We start from the raw sequence: 16,961 nt of genomic DNA on the forward strand, positions 1-16,961 counted from the left end.
CTTTCTGGGTTTATTAGAATTGTGCAGTCATACCTAAGCTGAACGTGCGTGTTTTAGGATAAAAATCGCGGTTGTCGATACCCGGGGTTAAGCCGCCGATGTTAACTTCGGGATCAACACCACGGTATTTGGTGATGATGAAAATATTGTTGCCCGAAGCGTAGAAACGTAAGCTCTTGATAGCCTGGATATGCGGTTTAATGGTGTAACCAAAAGTAGCGTTATCCAAACGCAGGTATGACCCACTTTCAAGGAAACGATCAGAGATCAGGTAGGCGTTGACATCCTTAAATGATTCGCCTAAAGTAAACCTTGGGATGTTCTGCAATTTTGAGTCGGCAGGGTTATTCAGTGAAGCAAGGGTAGCGTTCAGGATCTTGTTGCCATAAACACCACGTACCAGGAAGTTTAAATCGAAACCTTTATAGAAGAAACTGTTGCTCCAGCCGTATATCAATTTAGGCTGCGCGTCATATTTAATAAACTGATCGCTGGTAAGCGGCTGGGTAGCGATGGTTGAACCATCGGCTTTTTCATAGGTACTTACACCATTGCCGTTCTTACCCAAGTAGTGCCACAGATCAAAAGTACCGATAGCATAGCCCGGCTGAATGATCTGGCTGTAGTTACCAGATTGGCCTTTACCGCCTAACTGTGCAGTTTGAATAAAGTTAAGACCGAACTGGCTGTTTGATAAGCTTTGAACAACGTTTTTGTTATGTGATACGTTGAATGAAGTACGCCATGTAAATGCCTGTGATTTTACAGGTACAGCGTTCAACACAACCTCGATACCGCTGTTTTTAATTTTACCTACGTTAGCAGTGTAAAACGGATAGAAGTATAAGGTGGTTGATACAGGGTAGGTGTATATCAGATCGGATGTTTTCTTGATATAATAATCTACCGAACCGGTTAAGCGGTTGTTGAACAAACCAAAATCCAAGCCGATGTTGGTAGTAGCAGTGCTTTCCCATTTCAAATCCGGGTTATCATTACGAACAGGGCCAATAGGGTTAACAACGTTACCATTGCTTAAAAATTTGCCACCGCCCGGAGGCACACCGTAAATTAAACGGGCAGTAAAGGCATCAAAACCTAAGCTGTTACCAGATACACCATAACCGGCCCTTAATTTCAAGTCGCTGATTACAGGTATCGATTTAATGAAATCTTCGTTAATAAGCTTCCATCCTGCCGAAACAGCCGGGAAGTAACCATGACGCTGGTTAATACCAAATGCCGATGAACCATCTTCCCTTAATGAAGCCTGTAACAGGTATTTATCAGAAAACTCGTACTGGCCACGTGCGTAGAACGATACAAACCTCAGCGTTGAAATATAGGCTGGGTTAAATGCTATTTGCGCAAGCTGTGTAGGGTTTGATAATGCAAGGTAGTTGTAAGTTAAGGCATCGTTTGAGAAGTTTTGTGTTTGTACACCAAAACCATCATTGTTACGATCCTGCTGATAAGAGTAACCGCCCAATAATTTCAATGAGTGCTTTCCGAAAACACGATCATAGTTAAAATAAGCTTCAACAACGTTGCTGGTATTAGTGTATGCACTACGTACAGCTACACCGTTTTGGTTAACATAGATACCCGACTGACTTGTAGAGTATGTGTTTACGTTGTTCTGCTCTTTTTGGGTTGATCCTGATATGGTGAACTTTAAACCTTTCAAAATGTCGAGTGATGCAAAACCATTGATCAGGGTTTTGTTGTTCTCTGTTTTGGTAAAGTTGTTATTGATCAACGATAATGGGTTTAAAGGGCCACTGCCTGTACGGCTGTAGTTTTCTTTATAAGTACCGTCAGCGTTATAAGGGCTAACTGTTGGCAGGTAGAATAAGATACCTGATAACACCTGGCTTTGAAAGATATCGTTGTTTTTAGTAGCACTGTTGGTAAGCGTGATACCCAATTTTAAACGATCGTTAAAAAAACGCTGGTTGATATAACCTTTGTAAATAGTACGCTCAAGGCTGGTGTTTTTCAAAATACCATTGTTTTTCATGTAGTTTACACTTGCACCATACTCTGAGTTAGTACCTGCGCCACCGTATGAAAGGTTATGGTTTTGAGAATAACCAGTCCTTTCGGCCAGTTTTTGCCAATTGGTATTTGAGCCGTCGTCATCTGCCACACTTAGTTTAGGTACGCCGTTGTCGGTTAAATATTTGCGCAACTCGTCGCCGGTAAGTACGTCTATGTTTTTTGATACGTTTTCAACAGCACCGTAGGCGCTGTAAGTTAAACGGGTTTGGCCGGCTTTAGCCCTGCGCGTAGTAACAATGATTACACCGTTGGCAGCACGTGAACCGTAAATAGCGGTTGAAGATGCATCTTTTAATACGTCGATACTTTCGATATCGGCAGGAGCTAACAGGTCGATAGAAGCTCCGGGAACACCGTCAATTACATAAAATGGCTGTTGAGCCGCACCTTCACGTAATGTAGATGGACCCCTTAAAATGGTGGCCGGTTGTTTGTTAGGGTCGCCGCTTTTGGTGATGTTTAAACCGGCAACCTTACCTTGTAACAACTCGGCAGGGGTGGTTAACACACCCTGGTTAAAATCTTCGGCTTTAATCGAAGTGATTGCGCCCGTTACGTCTTTGCGGCTTGCGGTACCGTAACCAATTACTACAACGTCTTTAAGTTGTTTGGTATCAGTTACCATGGTAACGTTAACTACTTTTTTGTCGCCAACAATAACTTCTTTCGGCAATGAGCCTAAAAAGGTGAATTTGATCACGTCGTCGGAACCGTTAACAACAACCTGGTAAATACCGTTAGCTGAGGTTGAAGTAGCTTTGCCTGTGCTTTTAACCGTTACCACAACGCCTGGTAACGGTAGGTTGGTTTCGTCGGTAACGGTACCTTTAATAGTACGTTGCTGCGCGAAAGCCACTGATGAGGCCGCCAGCATCAGCATAAAAAGACAAATCGTTTTACCCGATCTTTGCCATAGCCAAAAAATAGATCTGTAATGTTTTTCCATAATTTTAATCAATGATAAACCTCTTTTAATAGTTGCCCAAATTGAGAATAGGAGGGCGATAAATTGGTGCAAAGCAACGGTTGTTTTATTATCAGGAAATAAATATAGGGTTAACTTATCTATTAATTAAAAAACGTATATTATTTTATAGTTCTTTATAATTTATTGTTTATTAGATGGTTGCTGGTGTTTCACAACATAGTTACATTACCCTGGAGTTAAGCTTTGATAAAATAATACCCTTAACCCTGATTGGGCTTTTTGTAATGGTGTGGCTTATACACTTATTTTACAGAGAGCAGCGGGTAGGTACACGGTGAAGGGTTTGATGAATTAAGCGGGAACGTAAAATGTTTATCTGTACGCCAGCGATATCATAGTGTAATGTTTATTAGTTTGGATAGTGAACGTAAACTCACTGTTTTGAAAGATCGTGCTGCCTGGTTTAGTATAAACTATGTTTCTGAAGTCGTGGTTTTCAAGATAGTCCTGAAATAAATGCTCATGCAGTACAGGGCACATGTATAGGACTTGTTCCATTCTGATAGCGATGGCTATTTTCCGTTTTTTGTTTTCCCACCTGTCTTTGTCCTGGTTAAAGACCCAGCCTCGGTTGATCTTGTTAAGTTCGGTAGTATAAACGCCGGGACCCCCTTTAATCAGCAGGATCATATCAGCGGCCGTTATTTCTCTTTCCGCTGTCTTTACCTTGTTTTGATGCCAGAAATATAAGCCCGTCAATATCATAGCAACAATCAATAAAGCGGGCCATAAGTAATTTCGACGTTTATCCGGTTCGGTAAACTCAGGGTATTCGTCAGGAAACAGTTCGTGTTTAATTATGGCAAGGGTCCGTTTAGCATCGACGCGGGCAACACCCTGAGCAACCAGTAAAGCCTCGATTTCATGATCGGTATTGCCATCGGCAATCATCCATTTTATCTGATCTGTAATTTGCTGCTTTTCCATTTAGACGAGGTATAGGTTTATTTTGAAAATCAAGATACGTATTTTTTATAAAGACAAAGCCATGCGGAAGTAAAAGCATCAGGGCAATCATTTTTGACCACATGCAAATTGAAAAGCAATAGATGAAGAATTTTCACACTGAATTTTACGTATTAATCGAATTATTTCCCTGAAAAAAGCAGCCATCCTTGTTCAAAAGGCATAGTTTATAATTATTATTGCGCGTTTTTAATTTCAGTTCATCGTTTGGCAAAACCAATGAAACGGATCCTTCCTGTAATTGTACTCTCTCAGTTTTTTTGTACTTCGTTGTGGTTTGCGGGTAATGCCGTTATGGGCGATATTGCTAAACAACTGCAACTTGAACCATCATATCTGGCTTACTTAACGAGCGCAGTTCAGCTGGGCTTTATAACTGGTACCCTGGTTTTTGCCATCCTTAGTATTGCTGATAGGTTTTCGCCGGTAAGGGTATTTTTTACCTGCGCGCTTATTGCCGCTGTTATCAACGCGTTGGCATGTTTACCGGGGATAGATGCTACTGTAATATTGGTACTTAGATATACTACAGGGTTTTTCCTGGCAGGGATTTATCCTGTGGGGATGAAGATAGCCTCCGATCATTATCCGCAGGGATTAGGAAAGGCCCTGGGCTTTTTAGTTGGGGCCTTGGTTTTAGGAACATCGTTCCCGCACCTGCTTAAAAGCCTGATGACCGCGTTGCCCTGGCGCTATGTGATATTGTCAACCTCGATGCTGGCTGCATTGGGTGGATGCGCTATGGTATTGCTTGTGCCCGATGGCCCGGGAAGGAAGCCCGGACAAGCGTTGAACCCGGCTGCATTTTTACAAAGTTTCGGCAACAGGCAATTCAGGGTGGCGGCCTTTGGTTATTTCGGGCACATGTGGGAGCTTTATACTTTTTGGGCTTTTGTGCCGGTAATGTTAAGTGCCTACAACGTCCGGTTTTCAACTGCTTTAAATGTTCCGTTGTTGTCTTTTCTGATTATTGGGATAGGGGCACTGGCTTGCGCGGGCAGCGGTATTATTTCGAAATATTGGGGCATAAAAAATGTGGCCACTATTGCCCTGTCAATTTCGTGTGCCTGCTGTTTGGTATCGCCATTGTTTTTGTTTGCCGGTTCGGCATGGGTAATGACAGGGTTTTTGTTGGTATGGAGTATAGTTGTTATTGCCGATTCGCCATTGTTTTCAACATTGGTTGCACAGAATGCCGATCAGCGATCAAAGGGCACGGCGCTTACTATTGTAAACTGTATAGGCTTTGCTATCACCATTATAAGCATCCAGTTGATCACCGCTTTACGCACAACCGAAAATGCAAGATATATTTATATGATACTGGCGATCGGGCCGGTTTTAGGATTGGTGGCGTTAGTAAGGGGAGGAGGCGTTGACAGTGAATAGCAATAAAAAAAGCTCCGGTTTGTAAACCGAAGCTTTTTTATCGTAGAAGAATAGTTTTACCTGAATTTAATATTAACACTACCGCCCGATGCCTCGGCTTTAACCGGAATGCCGCCGCCGTTGTATTTACCGTTAACACGTTCTTTTTCCCATTGTCCGTTAAATTTGGCAGCAGATGATGGTGATACCCCTTCGCCCCGCAGATCGAGGTCATAGCCCTGGTTTTGAGGAAGTTCGATATCAACATTACCCGCGCTTGATTGTAGTTTAAGGTATTTACCAACTTTTAGCATTTGCGCATACAGACCGCCACCGCTTGTTTCTGCGCTAACGCTGCCTGCTATACGTTTAAGATCAATGCTGCCTCCTGATGTGCTGGTGATCAGTTCGCCGCTGATATTATTGCCATTAACGCCGCCACCGCTGGTTTCGGCATTGATAGTACCTTTAAGGTTTTCTAAAGTGATACCGCCGCCGCTGGTTTCAAGCCTGATCTTGCCGTTACAGTTTTTAGCTTCGATGCCGCCGCCGCTTGTTTCAAGCGAAATATCCTCACCCGAATTGGAAACGTGGATCCCGCCGCCCGAGGTATTACCGCGGATAGTACCATAAAGCCTGTCGATCTGTAAGCCACCACCGCTGGTGCTGAATTTTTCGTTACCTTTTAAATTATCCAAACCAATACCGCCGCCGCTGGTTTCCAGGTCGGTTGAGCATTGCTGAGGCACATAAATGCGGAACGAGATGCTCAGCGAGCTTCTCCAGTTAAAAAAGCTTTGGCGTTTGCTTTTGGCAATTGCTTTAACTTCATGACCGCTAACCGAAATATCAAGAGTGTAATCCTTATCGAGGCGTTTTTTGATCTCTTCTTTTGAAAGATCGTTGCCGTTATTGCCTTTAATATAAACTTCAACACGCGGCGCCTGCCCCGGTTGCCCGCTAACTACAATACCGCCGGCCGATGTACGTACTACCGCACTGGTAATGGCATCATTAGCTAACGACCGGGTGAGGTATAATGAACGGCTGTCGCCATCCTGCGCTGCCGCCACAGCAGTTTGCCCGGCAAGCAGAAGGAGTAAAATATAACTTTTCATAAAAGGGGTTTTAATGTGATACAGCTATGACCCTCCTTTACCCCTATACGTTACAGGTGTTTTAATATTTATTATTTATGCTGAATGCTAAACGCAGAAAGCTCAAGGCTAAATTGATTATCAGTTACAGAATCCCTCTAATTTAGGAGATTTATTAAGGCCTCCATTTAAACGACATGCTGTCAATAGCACGCATGGTACATAAAATGCCATTTAAATGGTCATGCTCATGCTGCATCAGTTCGGATAAGGCATCGGTCATTACCCATTGCTGTTGCTGCCAGTTTTCATCAAGATAATTTACCGTGATGGTTTTATGCCTTTTAACTTTTACCAGCAGGTTCGGAAAGCTCATGCAATCGTCCCAAAGTTCAAAAAGGTCTTCGCTGGCATCCTGTATTTCGGGGTTAATAAAAACTACGGGCTTATCAATATTCATATAAACAAGGCGTTTCATAATACCCAGCTGAGGGGCAGCTATAGCCCGGCCGAAGTTGTATTTCTGCCTGATTTCCTGCATTACATGATGCATATCCTCAATCCAGCCGCTAACCAGCGGCAACTCGCTTGGTAATACCGGGGGGCAAACCTCGTAAAGGCGCTCATCGCCCAGCAGCAAAATATCGATCAGTTTTTTCATGTAATAGTAAAAGTAAATTTTTTGTGCCTGTGCTAACACTAATGGTTAATAATTGAGTTAATTTTACAGTAACCAATTATGCCTGTTATTTTCTGAAAAGGCGAAACTAAAATAAGGGGAAACCGTATAAACGAGAAAGTTTAAGCGTTGATTTCCTTATCGAAATAAAGTTTTTTGTAGTTATTTTAATATCATGCAGCCAAAAGAAATTTTAAAAGAACACGTAGCCAAAACCATCTCACTGACGGATGATCAGTTTGATTATTTCTTTTCGCATTTTACTTACAAAAAGTTCAAAAAAGGACAAACTATAATAGGCGAAGGCGATAAAGTAGACTGTGAGTATTTTGTGCTTTCGGGCTATCTGAAATCGTTTTTTATTAATGATGACATGAAAATGTTCATACTGCAGTTTGCCATGCCTACCTGGTGGGCTTCAGATTACAACGCACTTTACAGCGGTGACCGTGCTACAGTTAACGTTGATTGCATTACAGATGCCGAAGTACTTTGCCTCACCAGCCAGGATCGTGAAAAACTTTGCAATGAAATTCACGAGGGCGAGCATTTCTTTCGCTGGCGTACCAACAAAGGCTATGTGGCCACTCAAAAAAGACTCTTATCCTTCATGAATAATGACGCCAAGCATCGTTATGAAGAGTTGCTGGCGCAGTACCCAACATTGTATAATATAGTTCCAAAACAGTTAATAGCCTCATATTTAGGTGTTTCAAGGGAAACGCTAAGCCGTTTATACCATTCCTGAGATGTGATGTAAGTCACATAAATAAAGCGGTGTTTCGATTGTGATGTACATCACACAGTTTCCGGGCGGTTAGTATGCAACTTTGTATTGTCATTAAAGACATAACAAAATGGAAACTCAAAAATTTGAAATCATCAGCGCAAAAAGTAATATCGACTGGATTGGCCGTAAAGTTACTGGCGCACATAACGGTACCATCGCTGTAAAAGAAGGTTCTTTAACTTTTGCAGATGGACAGTTAACCGGCGGTCAATTTGATATTGACACAACTTCTATTAAAATACTTGACGTAACTGATCCGGCTACCAATGCCCAGTTTGCAGGTCACCTCGCTTCCGACGACTTCTTTAATTCAGAAAATTATCCCGAAGCTCAATTCGTAACTACATCGGTAAACAAAGGAAGCAATGACACTTATCGTATCAATGGCGACCTTACTATAAAAGGGATCACCCATCCGGTAGGTTTTGACGCACAGGTTAGCACTGCTGCCGATACTGTAAGCGCAATAGGTAAAATTGTGGTCGACCGTACCAAATATGGTATGAGGTTTCGCTCAGGTAATTTCTTTAAAGATCTTGGCGATACGCTGATCTACAATGATTTTGATCTGGATGTAAATATCACTGCAAAAGCTGTTTAATTAACAGCTTTTGCTTAAAAGCCAAAGCCATGCCATACATAAAAATTGAACTGACCCGCGAAGGTGTTACCCGCGAGCAGAAACAAACCCTGATAAAGGGTGTAACCGATTTAATTACCAGTACCCTGAATAAAGATCCTCATTTAACCCATGTAGTGATCAGTGAAGTTGAGTTGGACGATTGGGGATATGCAGGCGAACAGGTATCAGTATTAAGAGAAAAAGGCATCACTGCCGATAAAAAGTAAAACAATGAAAAAGCAAACAGTAATCGTTACCGGAGCATCATCAGGTATCGGTAAAGAAATAGCCCGTCATTTTTTAGAAATGGGCGATAATGTAGTAATCAATTCAACAACTGCCGATAAATTGGAAGCCGTTTACCAGGAGCTTGGTGCCGGTGAAAGCCTGGCCATGGTTGCAGGCAGTGTAAGCGATAAGGAAACCGGTAAAAAACTGGCCCAAACCGCTATTGAAAAATTTGGCAGCGTGGATGTGTTGATCAACAACGCCGGGATCTTTGAAACAAAGCCATTCCTTGAGGTTGACGAAGCATACCTTGACCGTTTTTTAGATACCAACCTAAAAGGCACTTATTTTACCACCCAGGCCGTAATCCCTCAAATGATTAAACAGCACGATGGTGTAGTGATCAATATAGGCACACCTTTGGTTAACCATGCGCTTAGCGGGGTTCCTATTACAGCGCAGATGGCTTCAAAAGGAGCAGTACATGCACTCACCATACAATTGGCCGGCGAGTTTGGTAAAGATAACATCAGGGTAAACACCATTGCACCTGGTACTATCCGCACCCCAATGCACGGCGACAATGCCGATCAAACTGCAGGTTTACACTTGCTAAACCGTGTTGGCGAAGTTGAGGACATAGCACAAATGGCTTACTCCGTTGCAAAAAGCAATTTTATTACCGGTGCCATTATCAATGTTGACGGTGGTACTGCTGCAGGCCGCAACCTTTAATTAAAAATTTTCCTTCTTATAATTAATAGCATTAATGCCCTGCCGGCGGGCGGGGCATTAGTGTTTAAAATCAGAAACAAAATGGAAACTAACAAACAAGATGAAGCTGCCATTGAACAGGCACTTGATAATTACTACTTCAAAGGTATTTATGAAGGTAATTTGGATTTATTGAACCAGGTGATGAACCCTGGGACCTTGCTCTTCGGCGATGTAAAAGGGCAACCTTATGCAAAAACGCTGGACATTTATCTTAATGGTGTCAAAAACAGGGTAAGTCCTAAGGATTCGGGCAAACCATTTGAGGGTAATGTTATTTTTGTTAAAACGGTGAACTCAATTGCTGTTGCCGAAGTAACAGTGAAGATGTACGACTTTAATTACTACGAGTTTTTATCGTTCCATAAAATTGATGGTAGATGGCTCATTGTAAATAAAATGCTCAGCGATACAAGCAAATAATACTAAAACCATGTGGTATAACACAAAAGCATCGGAAATACTGGGTATTGATTATCCCATTTTACAGGGACCATTTGGAGGCAATTTATCGTCGGTTGAATTGGTGGCTGCGGTATCAAACGCTGGTGGGCTGGGCGGTTACGGGGCTTACACCCTCAGCGGCCAGGAAATTGTAGCGGTAGATAAGCAGATCAAAGCGGCAACCAACAAACCTTATAATATTAATTTGTGGGTTTCGGAAACCGACGCACCGGGTGGTGCAGCTACGGACGAGCAGTTTGAGCACACCGCGCAATTGTTTAAACCTTATTTTGATGAAGCAGGGATTCCCTTGCCGCCAAAACCCGCGCCATTTAAATTGAGATTTGAAAACCAATTACAGGCCATCCTTGACCTGCGTCCGAAGGTATTCAGCTTTATGTTTGGTACATTGCCCGCCGATGTGTTGGAACAATGCCGCAGATTAGGCATGGTTACTGTTGGTGCAGCTACTACATTGGATGAAGCCATTGCCTTAGAGGAAAGCGGGGTAGATATGATCATTGCATCGGGTTTTGAAGCCGGTGGCCACAGGCCGTCGTTCCTTGCCCCGGCAGAGGCATCAACTACCGGCACTTTTGTGCTGCTGCAGTTGATAAAAGATAAGGTTAAGGTTCCGGTTATTGCAGCCGGGGGCATTGCCAACGGCAGGGGAGTTGCCGCAGCTTTAACGCTGGGTGCAGATGCCGCTCAGATTGGTACCGCTTTTTTAGCCTGTGACGAATCGGGCGCATTACCTATCCATCGGCAAATGTTGTTTTCGGATGCGGCAAAATATACTACCTTGTCACGTGCGTTTACGGGCAGGCTTGGCAGGGGTATTACCAGCCGGATTGCTAAAGACCTGGTTGGGAAAGAAGCCGGTTTTTTACCTTTTCCCTTGCAAACAACTTTTATGTCGCCATTAAGAAAAGCTGCGCTTGAGCAGCAAAAGTGGGATATGATTTTGTTTTGGGGTGGGCAAATAGCGCCGATATTAAAACATACCAGGGCTGCTGAGTTGATGCAGTCGATAATTGAAGACACTACAAAAATTATGAACCCATGAAAAACGAAGTTAATATAACCTACCTTGGCGGGCCAACCATCATACTGGAAATTGGCGGCTTAAGACTCATGACTGACCCGACGCTTGACCCGGCAGGAGAACAATTCATGATCAATGACAAGCCCGCTTACCACAAAACTGAAGGGCCGGCTACTAAAGAGATCGGTAAAATTGATGTGGTATTGCTAAGTCACGACCAGCACGGAGATAATCTTGACCATGCAGGCCGTGAATTGCTTAAACAGGTTGATAAAACATTAACGACAAAAATTGGTGCAGAAAGATTAGGCGGTAATGCCTATGGCCTGGCACCGTGGGAAAGCGTCACCTTAAATGATGAAGTAGTTATAACCGGTACACCGGCAAGGCATGGCCCTGCTGGCAGCGAAAAACTTACCGGCGATGTAACAGGCTTTATAGTAACAGCAGCCGGGATCCAGATTTATATTACTGGTGATACCGTGTTTTATGATGGTGTGAAAGAGGTTGCAGAAAGATTTAAGCCTCAATATGTGTTCATATTTGCCGGGGCGGCTAAACCACGCGGCCCGTTTAATGTAACCATGGGTACTAACGATGCTATCGATACGGCCTTTGCCTTTCCTGATGCTACAATTATTCCGGTGCACTTTGAGGGCTGGTCGCATTATACCGAAACCGGGGAGATGTTGCAACAATCGTTTAACGCGCTTGGGATCGGCACACAGCTTAAGATCCTTGCGCCGGGTGTAAAAAGAACATTGTAAGGAGCTGTTAATTTGGTTTAACAGGTTCAAGTCCGTGAGTTTTCATAATAGCCAGCACTTTTTGCATGTCTGGCGGGCCGCCTGCATTAATTACTGTGGCAATTTCACGGAAATAGGCCGGCCCGATAGATGCCGGTGAAAGTGTACATAGCACCCTGACAGTTTTATCGTGCAGGTTGTTAAAGCCATGTATGGTACCTCTTTTTATAAAACAATGATCGCCGGGTTGTAACTCCCGTGTTTCTGTGCCGATCAATTGCGTAAGCGTCCCTTCCAGTATATAAAGTGTTTCATCTACTTCAACATGAAAGTGAGGCGCTGGCACTTTTGCTCCGGGCGGAACTACAAGCTCAAACTGAACCAATGAGCCGTCGGTATCATCGCCATCAAGTAAAAAATTGATCTCAAGACTGCCGAAACTAATGCGTTCTTTAAAGTGAGGAAACGTGTGTGGTTGGGTTTACGGTTGGTTTGTAATAAAACTATGCAATTTGTGATACAAATGCAAGTCGCCGTAAATGGTTAATAATTCGGCTGCATGCCCTATATGATTAAAAATGAGATATAACGGACTGAATTTATGGCTGAGTTGGACAAATAGTTCTCAATTTGTTTAAATTCGAACTCAGCGCAGATAAATAAGCGGCCGTGTCGATAGAAAAACTGAAGCAACATTTTGATAATTACTTTCCGCTCAACACCCAGGAGCGTGAAGCATTGAATGCGCTTTTTACCGAAAGAAATATTAAGCGAAGGCAGTTTGTATTACAACAGGGCGATGTTTGCAGGCACTTTACATTTGTTGTGTCCGGCTGTTTGAAAATGTATGCCGTTGATGCAAATGGCAAAGAACATAATATAGAATTTATTGCCGAAAACGATTGGGCTACTGACCTAAGCAGCTTTTATTCGGAAAAGCCGGGTAAGCTTTATATCGAAGCTGTTGAACCCGCCACGTTGTTGCAGATCAAACATGATGACGTCATTTACCTATACACCCATTTTCCCAAATTCGACCATAATTTTAGGGTAATAATCGAACAAAAATATATCGAGCTGCAAAACAGGGTACTGCAAAATATCAGTTCTTCGGCTGAAGAACGTTACGAGTATTTTCTGAAACAATATCCTAATCTGTCAAACCGGCTTCCTAATACCCAGATCGCTTCTTATCTCGGCATTACACCTGAATTTCTCAGCAGCATCCGCAAAACCCGCACGCACAAAGGATAAGTCTTAAACTATCTTAAGGGTATTTCTTAAGATACTTTATAGGTAGCTTCGTTGGATGTCCCCGACATTTGCTGTCGTAAATAAAAAACATGAAAGCAGCAGTTATAAAAACGGCCGGCGGGCCCGAAAATATTGTAATTGAAGAAAGACCGGTCCCAACACCAGCGGAAGGCTGGGTTTTAGTAAAAGTGAAAGCTTTTGGCCTTAACCGTTCAGAGTTGATGACCCGTAAGGGGTTATCACCCAATGTTAGGTTTCCTCGGGTATTGGGTATTGAGTGTGTTGGTGAAGTGGAAAACGACCCTTCCGGTGAATTTAAACGTGGACAAAAAGTTGCCGCCTTTATGGGAGGTATGGGCAGGGAGTTTGATGGCAGTTACGCCGAATATGCGCTGTTGCCAAGATCATTGCTGGGTTCGTTTGAAAGTAACCTCTCCTGGGAAAGATTAGGCGCCATGCCCGAAATGTTTCAAACTGTTTATGGCTCTCTTCATCTTTCTTTAAAAATTAAACAGGGTGAATCTATCCTGATCCGGGGCGGTACATCATCTATTGGTATGCTGGCAATCCAGCTGGCTAAAATCAACGGGCTCACCGTGATTGCAACGACGAGAAACCCGGACAGAAAAGAAATGTTGTTAAGCAATGGCGCGGATCATGTTGTAATTGAAGATGGTTATATCACGCCAAAAATAAAAGCTATCATTCCAAACGGTGTAAATAAAGTATTGGAACTGGTTGGAGCTTCTACCCTGAAAGATTCGTTGGCATGCGCTGCTCCCGGTGGTGTCGTTTGCATGACGGGGATGTTAGCAGAGCAATGGGCCTTCCAGGATTTTGCACCTATGGAATACATACCAGCAACTGTTAACCTGACTGTGTATGATAGTGGGCAGTTCAGGGTTGATCAGCAAAGCTTTCAACAATTCATAAATGAAGTAGAAGCAGGAAAAGTTAAATTCAGCATCGGCCGGATATTCAACCTGGATGACATAGCTGCTGCCCACCGTTTAATGGACAGCAATAATGCCGGTGGTAAAATTGTTGTATTGACCTGATCAAGTTGTTGATAGGACATACTTATCCATGACAAGTTGTAGGATCCAGACTTACGAAGTTTTAAAAACCTCGTAAGTGTTCTCCGCTTTCTCATTTCACTTTCAGAGTTCGCCGGATTTAAACACTCAGCATAACAAAGATCTACAGAATTTCCACATACCCATCTGTTCCATTCACCCGAATTCGCTGCCCGTCTTTGATCAGTTGGGTAGCATGCTCCACGCCAACAACTGCCGGTAAGCCATATTCACGTGCTATAACTGCGCCATGAGTCATTAGTCCGCCTACTTCGGTGATCAGGCCTTTTACGGATATAAACAATGGTGTCCAGCTGGGGTCGGTAAATGAGGTCACTAATATACCTCCTTCGTTCAGGTCGGCATCTTCCATATTTAAGATCACACGTGCCCTTCCCTCTATGACTCCGGCAGAAACAGGGAGGCCTACTATAGCACCGGCCGGGAGGTTTTCCCGTTTATATCTACCTGCGATAATTTCACCATCGGATGTGATAACACGCGGCGGGTTTAGTTTTTCATATAATTTGTGCTCTTCTTTTCGCTCGCTAATGATTCGGTGATCCAGTTTTCCGGTGTGTACTACTTTGCGCAGCTCATCAAAATAGAGATAATAGATCTCTTCTTTTTCATTGATAACGCCCGCCTGTACAAGCTTTTCGGCTTCGCGGAGTAAAGCTTGCTTATAAACAAAACTGCGGCTAACTATGCCATATTTGGGGTATTCGCGATATCCGGCAAAATTCCGGATCAGGCTGATCTTTTGTTTGGTTTCTTCGGCTTTTTGTTCGCCATCCGGCAATTGTCTTAACTTGCGCAGCAATTCCTTTTCTTTTTTTAAAGCTTCCTGTAGCCCCCGTTCAAATTTTCGGGCACTTTCACCGGGCTCAAAGTTTTTGATATTATTGAGGATCATAGGAACCAGTACAATAGGCTTTTCGCTCCAGCGAGCTTTCGTAATGTCTATCTCGCCGGCACAGCGCATGCCGTATTTGTTAAGGTAGGCATTGATTGCATTCCTGGTTTCCTTACCACCATTCAACTTTGCCAGTTTATACAAAAAGTTATCATTTTTTGTATGTTGTAAATACTCAATTACTTCCGGGTATGGGCGGATCACGTCTGCAACATCCAAAAGTTCCATGCCCATTTGGGATGTGATGTTGTTTGGTACAGATTGGGCAAGCGCGTCTGCAGGATTTTTTTCTCCTAACCATTCCTGCATTTTTTCATTGATCCATGATGAAGCGTTCATAGCCGCCATTATCACAGCCATGCTTTGCGGGGTAAATAAGTTTTTTCTCAAATTCTGCTGGTCTTCCAGGATAAAATCAAATAGCTCAGTCCCTGATTTGGTTTGGATAATTTGTTTTAATGTTTCTACAGATGTCTGGCTCCGTTCAATCAGGTCAGCAGCAATTTTTGGATCGTTTTCGATTGGTGCCGGCGAAGCCCAGGGCGGCAAAGTTTTATTGCTTTTAGCGGGATCTTGTTCTTCGGTTGGTGACAGCCTGATAAAATCCTCCCGCTCAATAATGGTTGTGAGCGCATCTTTGATAAGCGGATCATGTTGCGACATACTATTTAGCAAAGCTTCCCTGCCGGCAGAAGAGGTCAGGCTATCCATAACGTCAACAAATAACCTTCCGCCAGCTTTAAACATGGGTCGGGCAGCGGTTAACTGCCATAAGGATAACCCCAATGGTTTAATGGCATCAGTCATCATTTGCTGATGACCGACAGAGATATAAACATGATTTTCCTGGTCGTTGGTTTCAGGAACGGGATATAAAGTGGTAATGGGCCTGCTCTGAACAATGTAAAACGTATCATCAGCCAAACACCATTCAATATCCTGGGGGCTGCCGAAATGGTTTTCTATCTTTCTGCCAATGTGCTCAAGCTGTAAGATCTGTTCATCTGTGAGCACCTGGTTGCTCTGTTGCTCCGGCTCAATTTCCTGTTCCTGCGTGCCGCCATCTTTTAGAGCATGAATAGCCAGTTTTTTGGTGGAGATCTTTTTATCGATGACCCTGCCGTTAAATACTTTATAGTTATCGGCATTCACCAGGCCGGAAACCATGGCCTCCCCAATTCCGAAGCCTGCATCGATGGATAAGACTTTCCTGTTGGATGTAACAGGATCGGCAGTAAACAAAATTCCTGCCGCATGCGGAAATACCATTTTTTGAACAACTACCGAGAGGTAAACTTTGTGGTGATCGAAACCGTTTTGAAGGCGATAGATCACCGCCCTGTCGGTAAACAACGAAGCCCAGCATTTGCTGATATGCTTCAGGATAGCATCTTTCCCGATAATGTTCAGATAGGTATCCTGCTGGCCTGCAAAGGATGCTGTAGGCAGGTCTTCAGCCGTAGCACTTGACCGTACAGCGAAGGCCTCTTGCTGGTCAAATTGTGCAAGATGATCTGCAATGTCATCTGCTATATCATTAGAAATAGACAGGTTTTCGATGACGCTCCGGATTTTTGCACATGCTTCGCCGATGTTTTTCCGATCTTCTGCCTTAAGTGTTGTTAATTCATTCAGCAGGTTGTTAAGCTCCGGGTTATTTCCGGTTATTTTTTTATAAGCTTCGGTGGTTACACAAAAGCCCTCCGGCACCTGGATACCTTTGATCCCGGATAGCTCGCCGAGATTTGCACCCTTGCCGCCTGCAAGCATAAGCGTTGACCTGTCGAGATCCTGAAAACCGAGTACATAAGTATGTGCTTCTATTGGTGTGTTGGGCTTGTTTTTCGTAGTCATATTGGTGGCTTTTTTGAGATTTACAACCAAAAATATAAGGTAAAAAGGATCAA

16 protein-coding genes are annotated in these 16,961 nt (G+C 43.3%); 10 read left to right on the forward strand and 6 right to left on the reverse strand.

What is annotated here, in order from left to right:
• Nucleotides 1–13: 13 nt before the first annotated feature.
• Together AC1DUD_RS15735 and AC1DUD_RS15740 are read right to left on the reverse strand one after the other, a co-directional pair.
• The gene (locus tag AC1DUD_RS15735) at nt 14–3,007 is read right to left on the reverse strand and encodes a SusC/RagA family TonB-linked outer membrane protein (RefSeq protein ID WP_477375939.1); all 2,994 of its coding nucleotides are present in this window, start codon (nt 3,005–3,007) and stop codon (nt 14–16) included.
• Nucleotides 3,008–3,361: 354 nt separating this feature from the next.
• Complete coding sequence (locus AC1DUD_RS15740; protein WP_477375941.1) at nt 3,362–3,976, reverse strand: hypothetical protein; 615 nt, start codon at nt 3,974–3,976, stop codon at nt 3,362–3,364.
• 258 nt (nt 3,977–4,234) lie between these two features.
• Between AC1DUD_RS15740 and AC1DUD_RS15745 the strand changes: the two genes are divergently transcribed.
• Nucleotides 4,235–5,404 carry an MFS transporter gene (locus AC1DUD_RS15745; protein ID WP_477375943.1) on the forward strand — a complete coding sequence of 390 codons (1,170 nt, stop codon included), beginning with the start codon at nt 4,235–4,237 and terminating at the stop codon, nt 5,402–5,404.
• A 56-nt stretch (nt 5,405–5,460) separates the two neighbouring features.
• Here AC1DUD_RS15745 and AC1DUD_RS15750 read toward each other — a convergent pair whose 3' ends face one another.
• The gene (locus tag AC1DUD_RS15750; RefSeq protein WP_477375945.1) at nt 5,461–6,501 is read right to left on the reverse strand and encodes a DUF4097 family beta strand repeat-containing protein; all 1,041 of its coding nucleotides are present in this window, start codon (nt 6,499–6,501) and stop codon (nt 5,461–5,463) included.
• Between the two features lie 154 nt (nt 6,502–6,655).
• On the reverse strand, nt 6,656–7,141 hold the full coding sequence (locus tag AC1DUD_RS15755; RefSeq protein WP_477375947.1) for a peptide deformylase: 486 nt from the start codon (nt 7,139–7,141) through the stop codon (nt 6,656–6,658).
• 193 nt (nt 7,142–7,334) lie between these two features.
• Here AC1DUD_RS15755 and AC1DUD_RS15760 point away from each other — a divergent pair, with 193 nt between their 5' ends.
• From AC1DUD_RS15760 to AC1DUD_RS15790, 7 genes are all read left to right on the forward strand, one after another.
• On the forward strand, nt 7,335–7,907 hold the full coding sequence (locus AC1DUD_RS15760; protein ID WP_477375950.1) for a Crp/Fnr family transcriptional regulator: 573 nt from the start codon (nt 7,335–7,337) through the stop codon (nt 7,905–7,907).
• 109 nt (nt 7,908–8,016) lie between these two features.
• The gene (locus AC1DUD_RS15765) at nt 8,017–8,550 is read left to right on the forward strand and encodes a YceI family protein (RefSeq protein WP_477375952.1); all 534 of its coding nucleotides are present in this window, start codon (nt 8,017–8,019) and stop codon (nt 8,548–8,550) included.
• 29 nt (nt 8,551–8,579) lie between these two features.
• Nucleotides 8,580–8,798, forward strand: coding sequence for a tautomerase family protein (locus AC1DUD_RS15770; protein WP_121232918.1), 219 nt, complete (start codon nt 8,580–8,582; stop codon nt 8,796–8,798).
• A 4-nt stretch (nt 8,799–8,802) separates the two neighbouring features.
• Complete coding sequence (locus tag AC1DUD_RS15775) at nt 8,803–9,534, forward strand: SDR family NAD(P)-dependent oxidoreductase (RefSeq protein ID WP_477375954.1); 732 nt, start codon at nt 8,803–8,805, stop codon at nt 9,532–9,534.
• An 81-nt stretch (nt 9,535–9,615) separates the two neighbouring features.
• A complete protein-coding gene (locus AC1DUD_RS15780; protein ID WP_477375956.1) occupies nt 9,616–9,996 on the forward strand; it encodes a nuclear transport factor 2 family protein in 381 nt (126 codons plus the stop codon).
• A 10-nt stretch (nt 9,997–10,006) separates the two neighbouring features.
• A complete protein-coding gene (locus tag AC1DUD_RS15785) occupies nt 10,007–11,083 on the forward strand; it encodes an NAD(P)H-dependent flavin oxidoreductase (protein WP_477375958.1) in 1,077 nt (358 codons plus the stop codon).
• A complete protein-coding gene (locus AC1DUD_RS15790) occupies nt 11,080–11,829 on the forward strand; it encodes an MBL fold metallo-hydrolase (protein ID WP_477375960.1) in 750 nt (249 codons plus the stop codon). Before AC1DUD_RS15785 ends, AC1DUD_RS15790 begins: the two co-directional genes overlap by 4 nt.
• Before the next feature lie 7 nt (nt 11,830–11,836).
• Here the strand turns inward: AC1DUD_RS15790 and AC1DUD_RS15795 are convergent, their stop codons facing one another.
• Nucleotides 11,837–12,193 (reverse strand): cupin domain-containing protein, encoded by a 357-nt coding sequence (locus AC1DUD_RS15795; RefSeq protein WP_477375962.1) that lies wholly within the window; start codon nt 12,191–12,193, stop codon nt 11,837–11,839.
• Nucleotides 12,194–12,477: 284 nt separating this feature from the next.
• On the opposite strand from AC1DUD_RS15795, the gene AC1DUD_RS15800 reads away from it, so the two are divergent.
• Both AC1DUD_RS15800 and AC1DUD_RS15805 read left to right on the forward strand, forming a co-directional pair.
• Complete coding sequence (locus AC1DUD_RS15800; RefSeq protein ID WP_477375964.1) at nt 12,478–13,062, forward strand: Crp/Fnr family transcriptional regulator; 585 nt, start codon at nt 12,478–12,480, stop codon at nt 13,060–13,062.
• 89 nt (nt 13,063–13,151) lie between these two features.
• Nucleotides 13,152–14,120, forward strand: coding sequence for a zinc-binding alcohol dehydrogenase family protein (locus tag AC1DUD_RS15805; RefSeq protein WP_477375966.1), 969 nt, complete (start codon nt 13,152–13,154; stop codon nt 14,118–14,120).
• Between the two features lie 142 nt (nt 14,121–14,262).
• Here AC1DUD_RS15805 and ppsA read toward each other — a convergent pair whose 3' ends face one another.
• Nucleotides 14,263–16,908: a phosphoenolpyruvate synthase gene (gene ppsA, locus AC1DUD_RS15810; protein ID WP_477375968.1), complete on the reverse strand. Its 2,646-nt coding sequence runs from the start codon at nt 16,906–16,908 to the stop codon at nt 14,263–14,265.
• Nucleotides 16,909–16,961: the final 53 nt, after the last annotated feature.

It is taken from the genome of Mucilaginibacter sp. P4_A11 (genome assembly GCF_056402535.1).

What these genes read in the sequence shown, in the direction of transcription:
- AC1DUD_RS15785 (WP_477375958.1), top strand. Translation starts at nt 10,007, where the DNA reads ATGTGGTATAACACAAAAGCATCGGAAATACTGGGTATTGATTATCCC.
- AC1DUD_RS15805 (WP_477375966.1), top strand. Translation starts at nt 13,152, where the DNA reads ATGAAAGCAGCAGTTATAAAAACGGCCGGCGGGCCCGAAAATATTGTA.
- AC1DUD_RS15775 (WP_477375954.1), top strand. Translation starts at nt 8,803, where the DNA reads ATGAAAAAGCAAACAGTAATCGTTACCGGAGCATCATCAGGTATCGGT.
- AC1DUD_RS15755 (WP_477375947.1), bottom strand. Translation starts at nt 7,141, where the DNA reads ATGAAAAAACTGATCGATATTTTGCTGCTGGGCGATGAGCGCCTTTAC.
- AC1DUD_RS15745 (WP_477375943.1), top strand. Translation starts at nt 4,235, where the DNA reads ATGAAACGGATCCTTCCTGTAATTGTACTCTCTCAGTTTTTTTGTACT.
- ppsA (WP_477375968.1), bottom strand. Translation starts at nt 16,908, where the DNA reads ATGACTACGAAAAACAAGCCCAACACACCAATAGAAGCACATACTTAT.
- AC1DUD_RS15780 (WP_477375956.1), top strand. Translation starts at nt 9,616, where the DNA reads ATGGAAACTAACAAACAAGATGAAGCTGCCATTGAACAGGCACTTGAT.
- AC1DUD_RS15790 (WP_477375960.1), top strand. Translation starts at nt 11,080, where the DNA reads ATGAAAAACGAAGTTAATATAACCTACCTTGGCGGGCCAACCATCATA.
- AC1DUD_RS15760 (WP_477375950.1), top strand. Translation starts at nt 7,335, where the DNA reads ATGCAGCCAAAAGAAATTTTAAAAGAACACGTAGCCAAAACCATCTCA.
- AC1DUD_RS15765 (WP_477375952.1), top strand. Translation starts at nt 8,017, where the DNA reads ATGGAAACTCAAAAATTTGAAATCATCAGCGCAAAAAGTAATATCGAC.
- AC1DUD_RS15740 (WP_477375941.1), bottom strand. Translation starts at nt 3,976, where the DNA reads ATGGAAAAGCAGCAAATTACAGATCAGATAAAATGGATGATTGCCGAT.
- AC1DUD_RS15750 (WP_477375945.1), bottom strand. Translation starts at nt 6,501, where the DNA reads ATGAAAAGTTATATTTTACTCCTTCTGCTTGCCGGGCAAACTGCTGTG.
- AC1DUD_RS15770 (WP_121232918.1), top strand. Translation starts at nt 8,580, where the DNA reads ATGCCATACATAAAAATTGAACTGACCCGCGAAGGTGTTACCCGCGAG.
- AC1DUD_RS15735 (WP_477375939.1), bottom strand. Translation starts at nt 3,007, where the DNA reads ATGGAAAAACATTACAGATCTATTTTTTGGCTATGGCAAAGATCGGGT.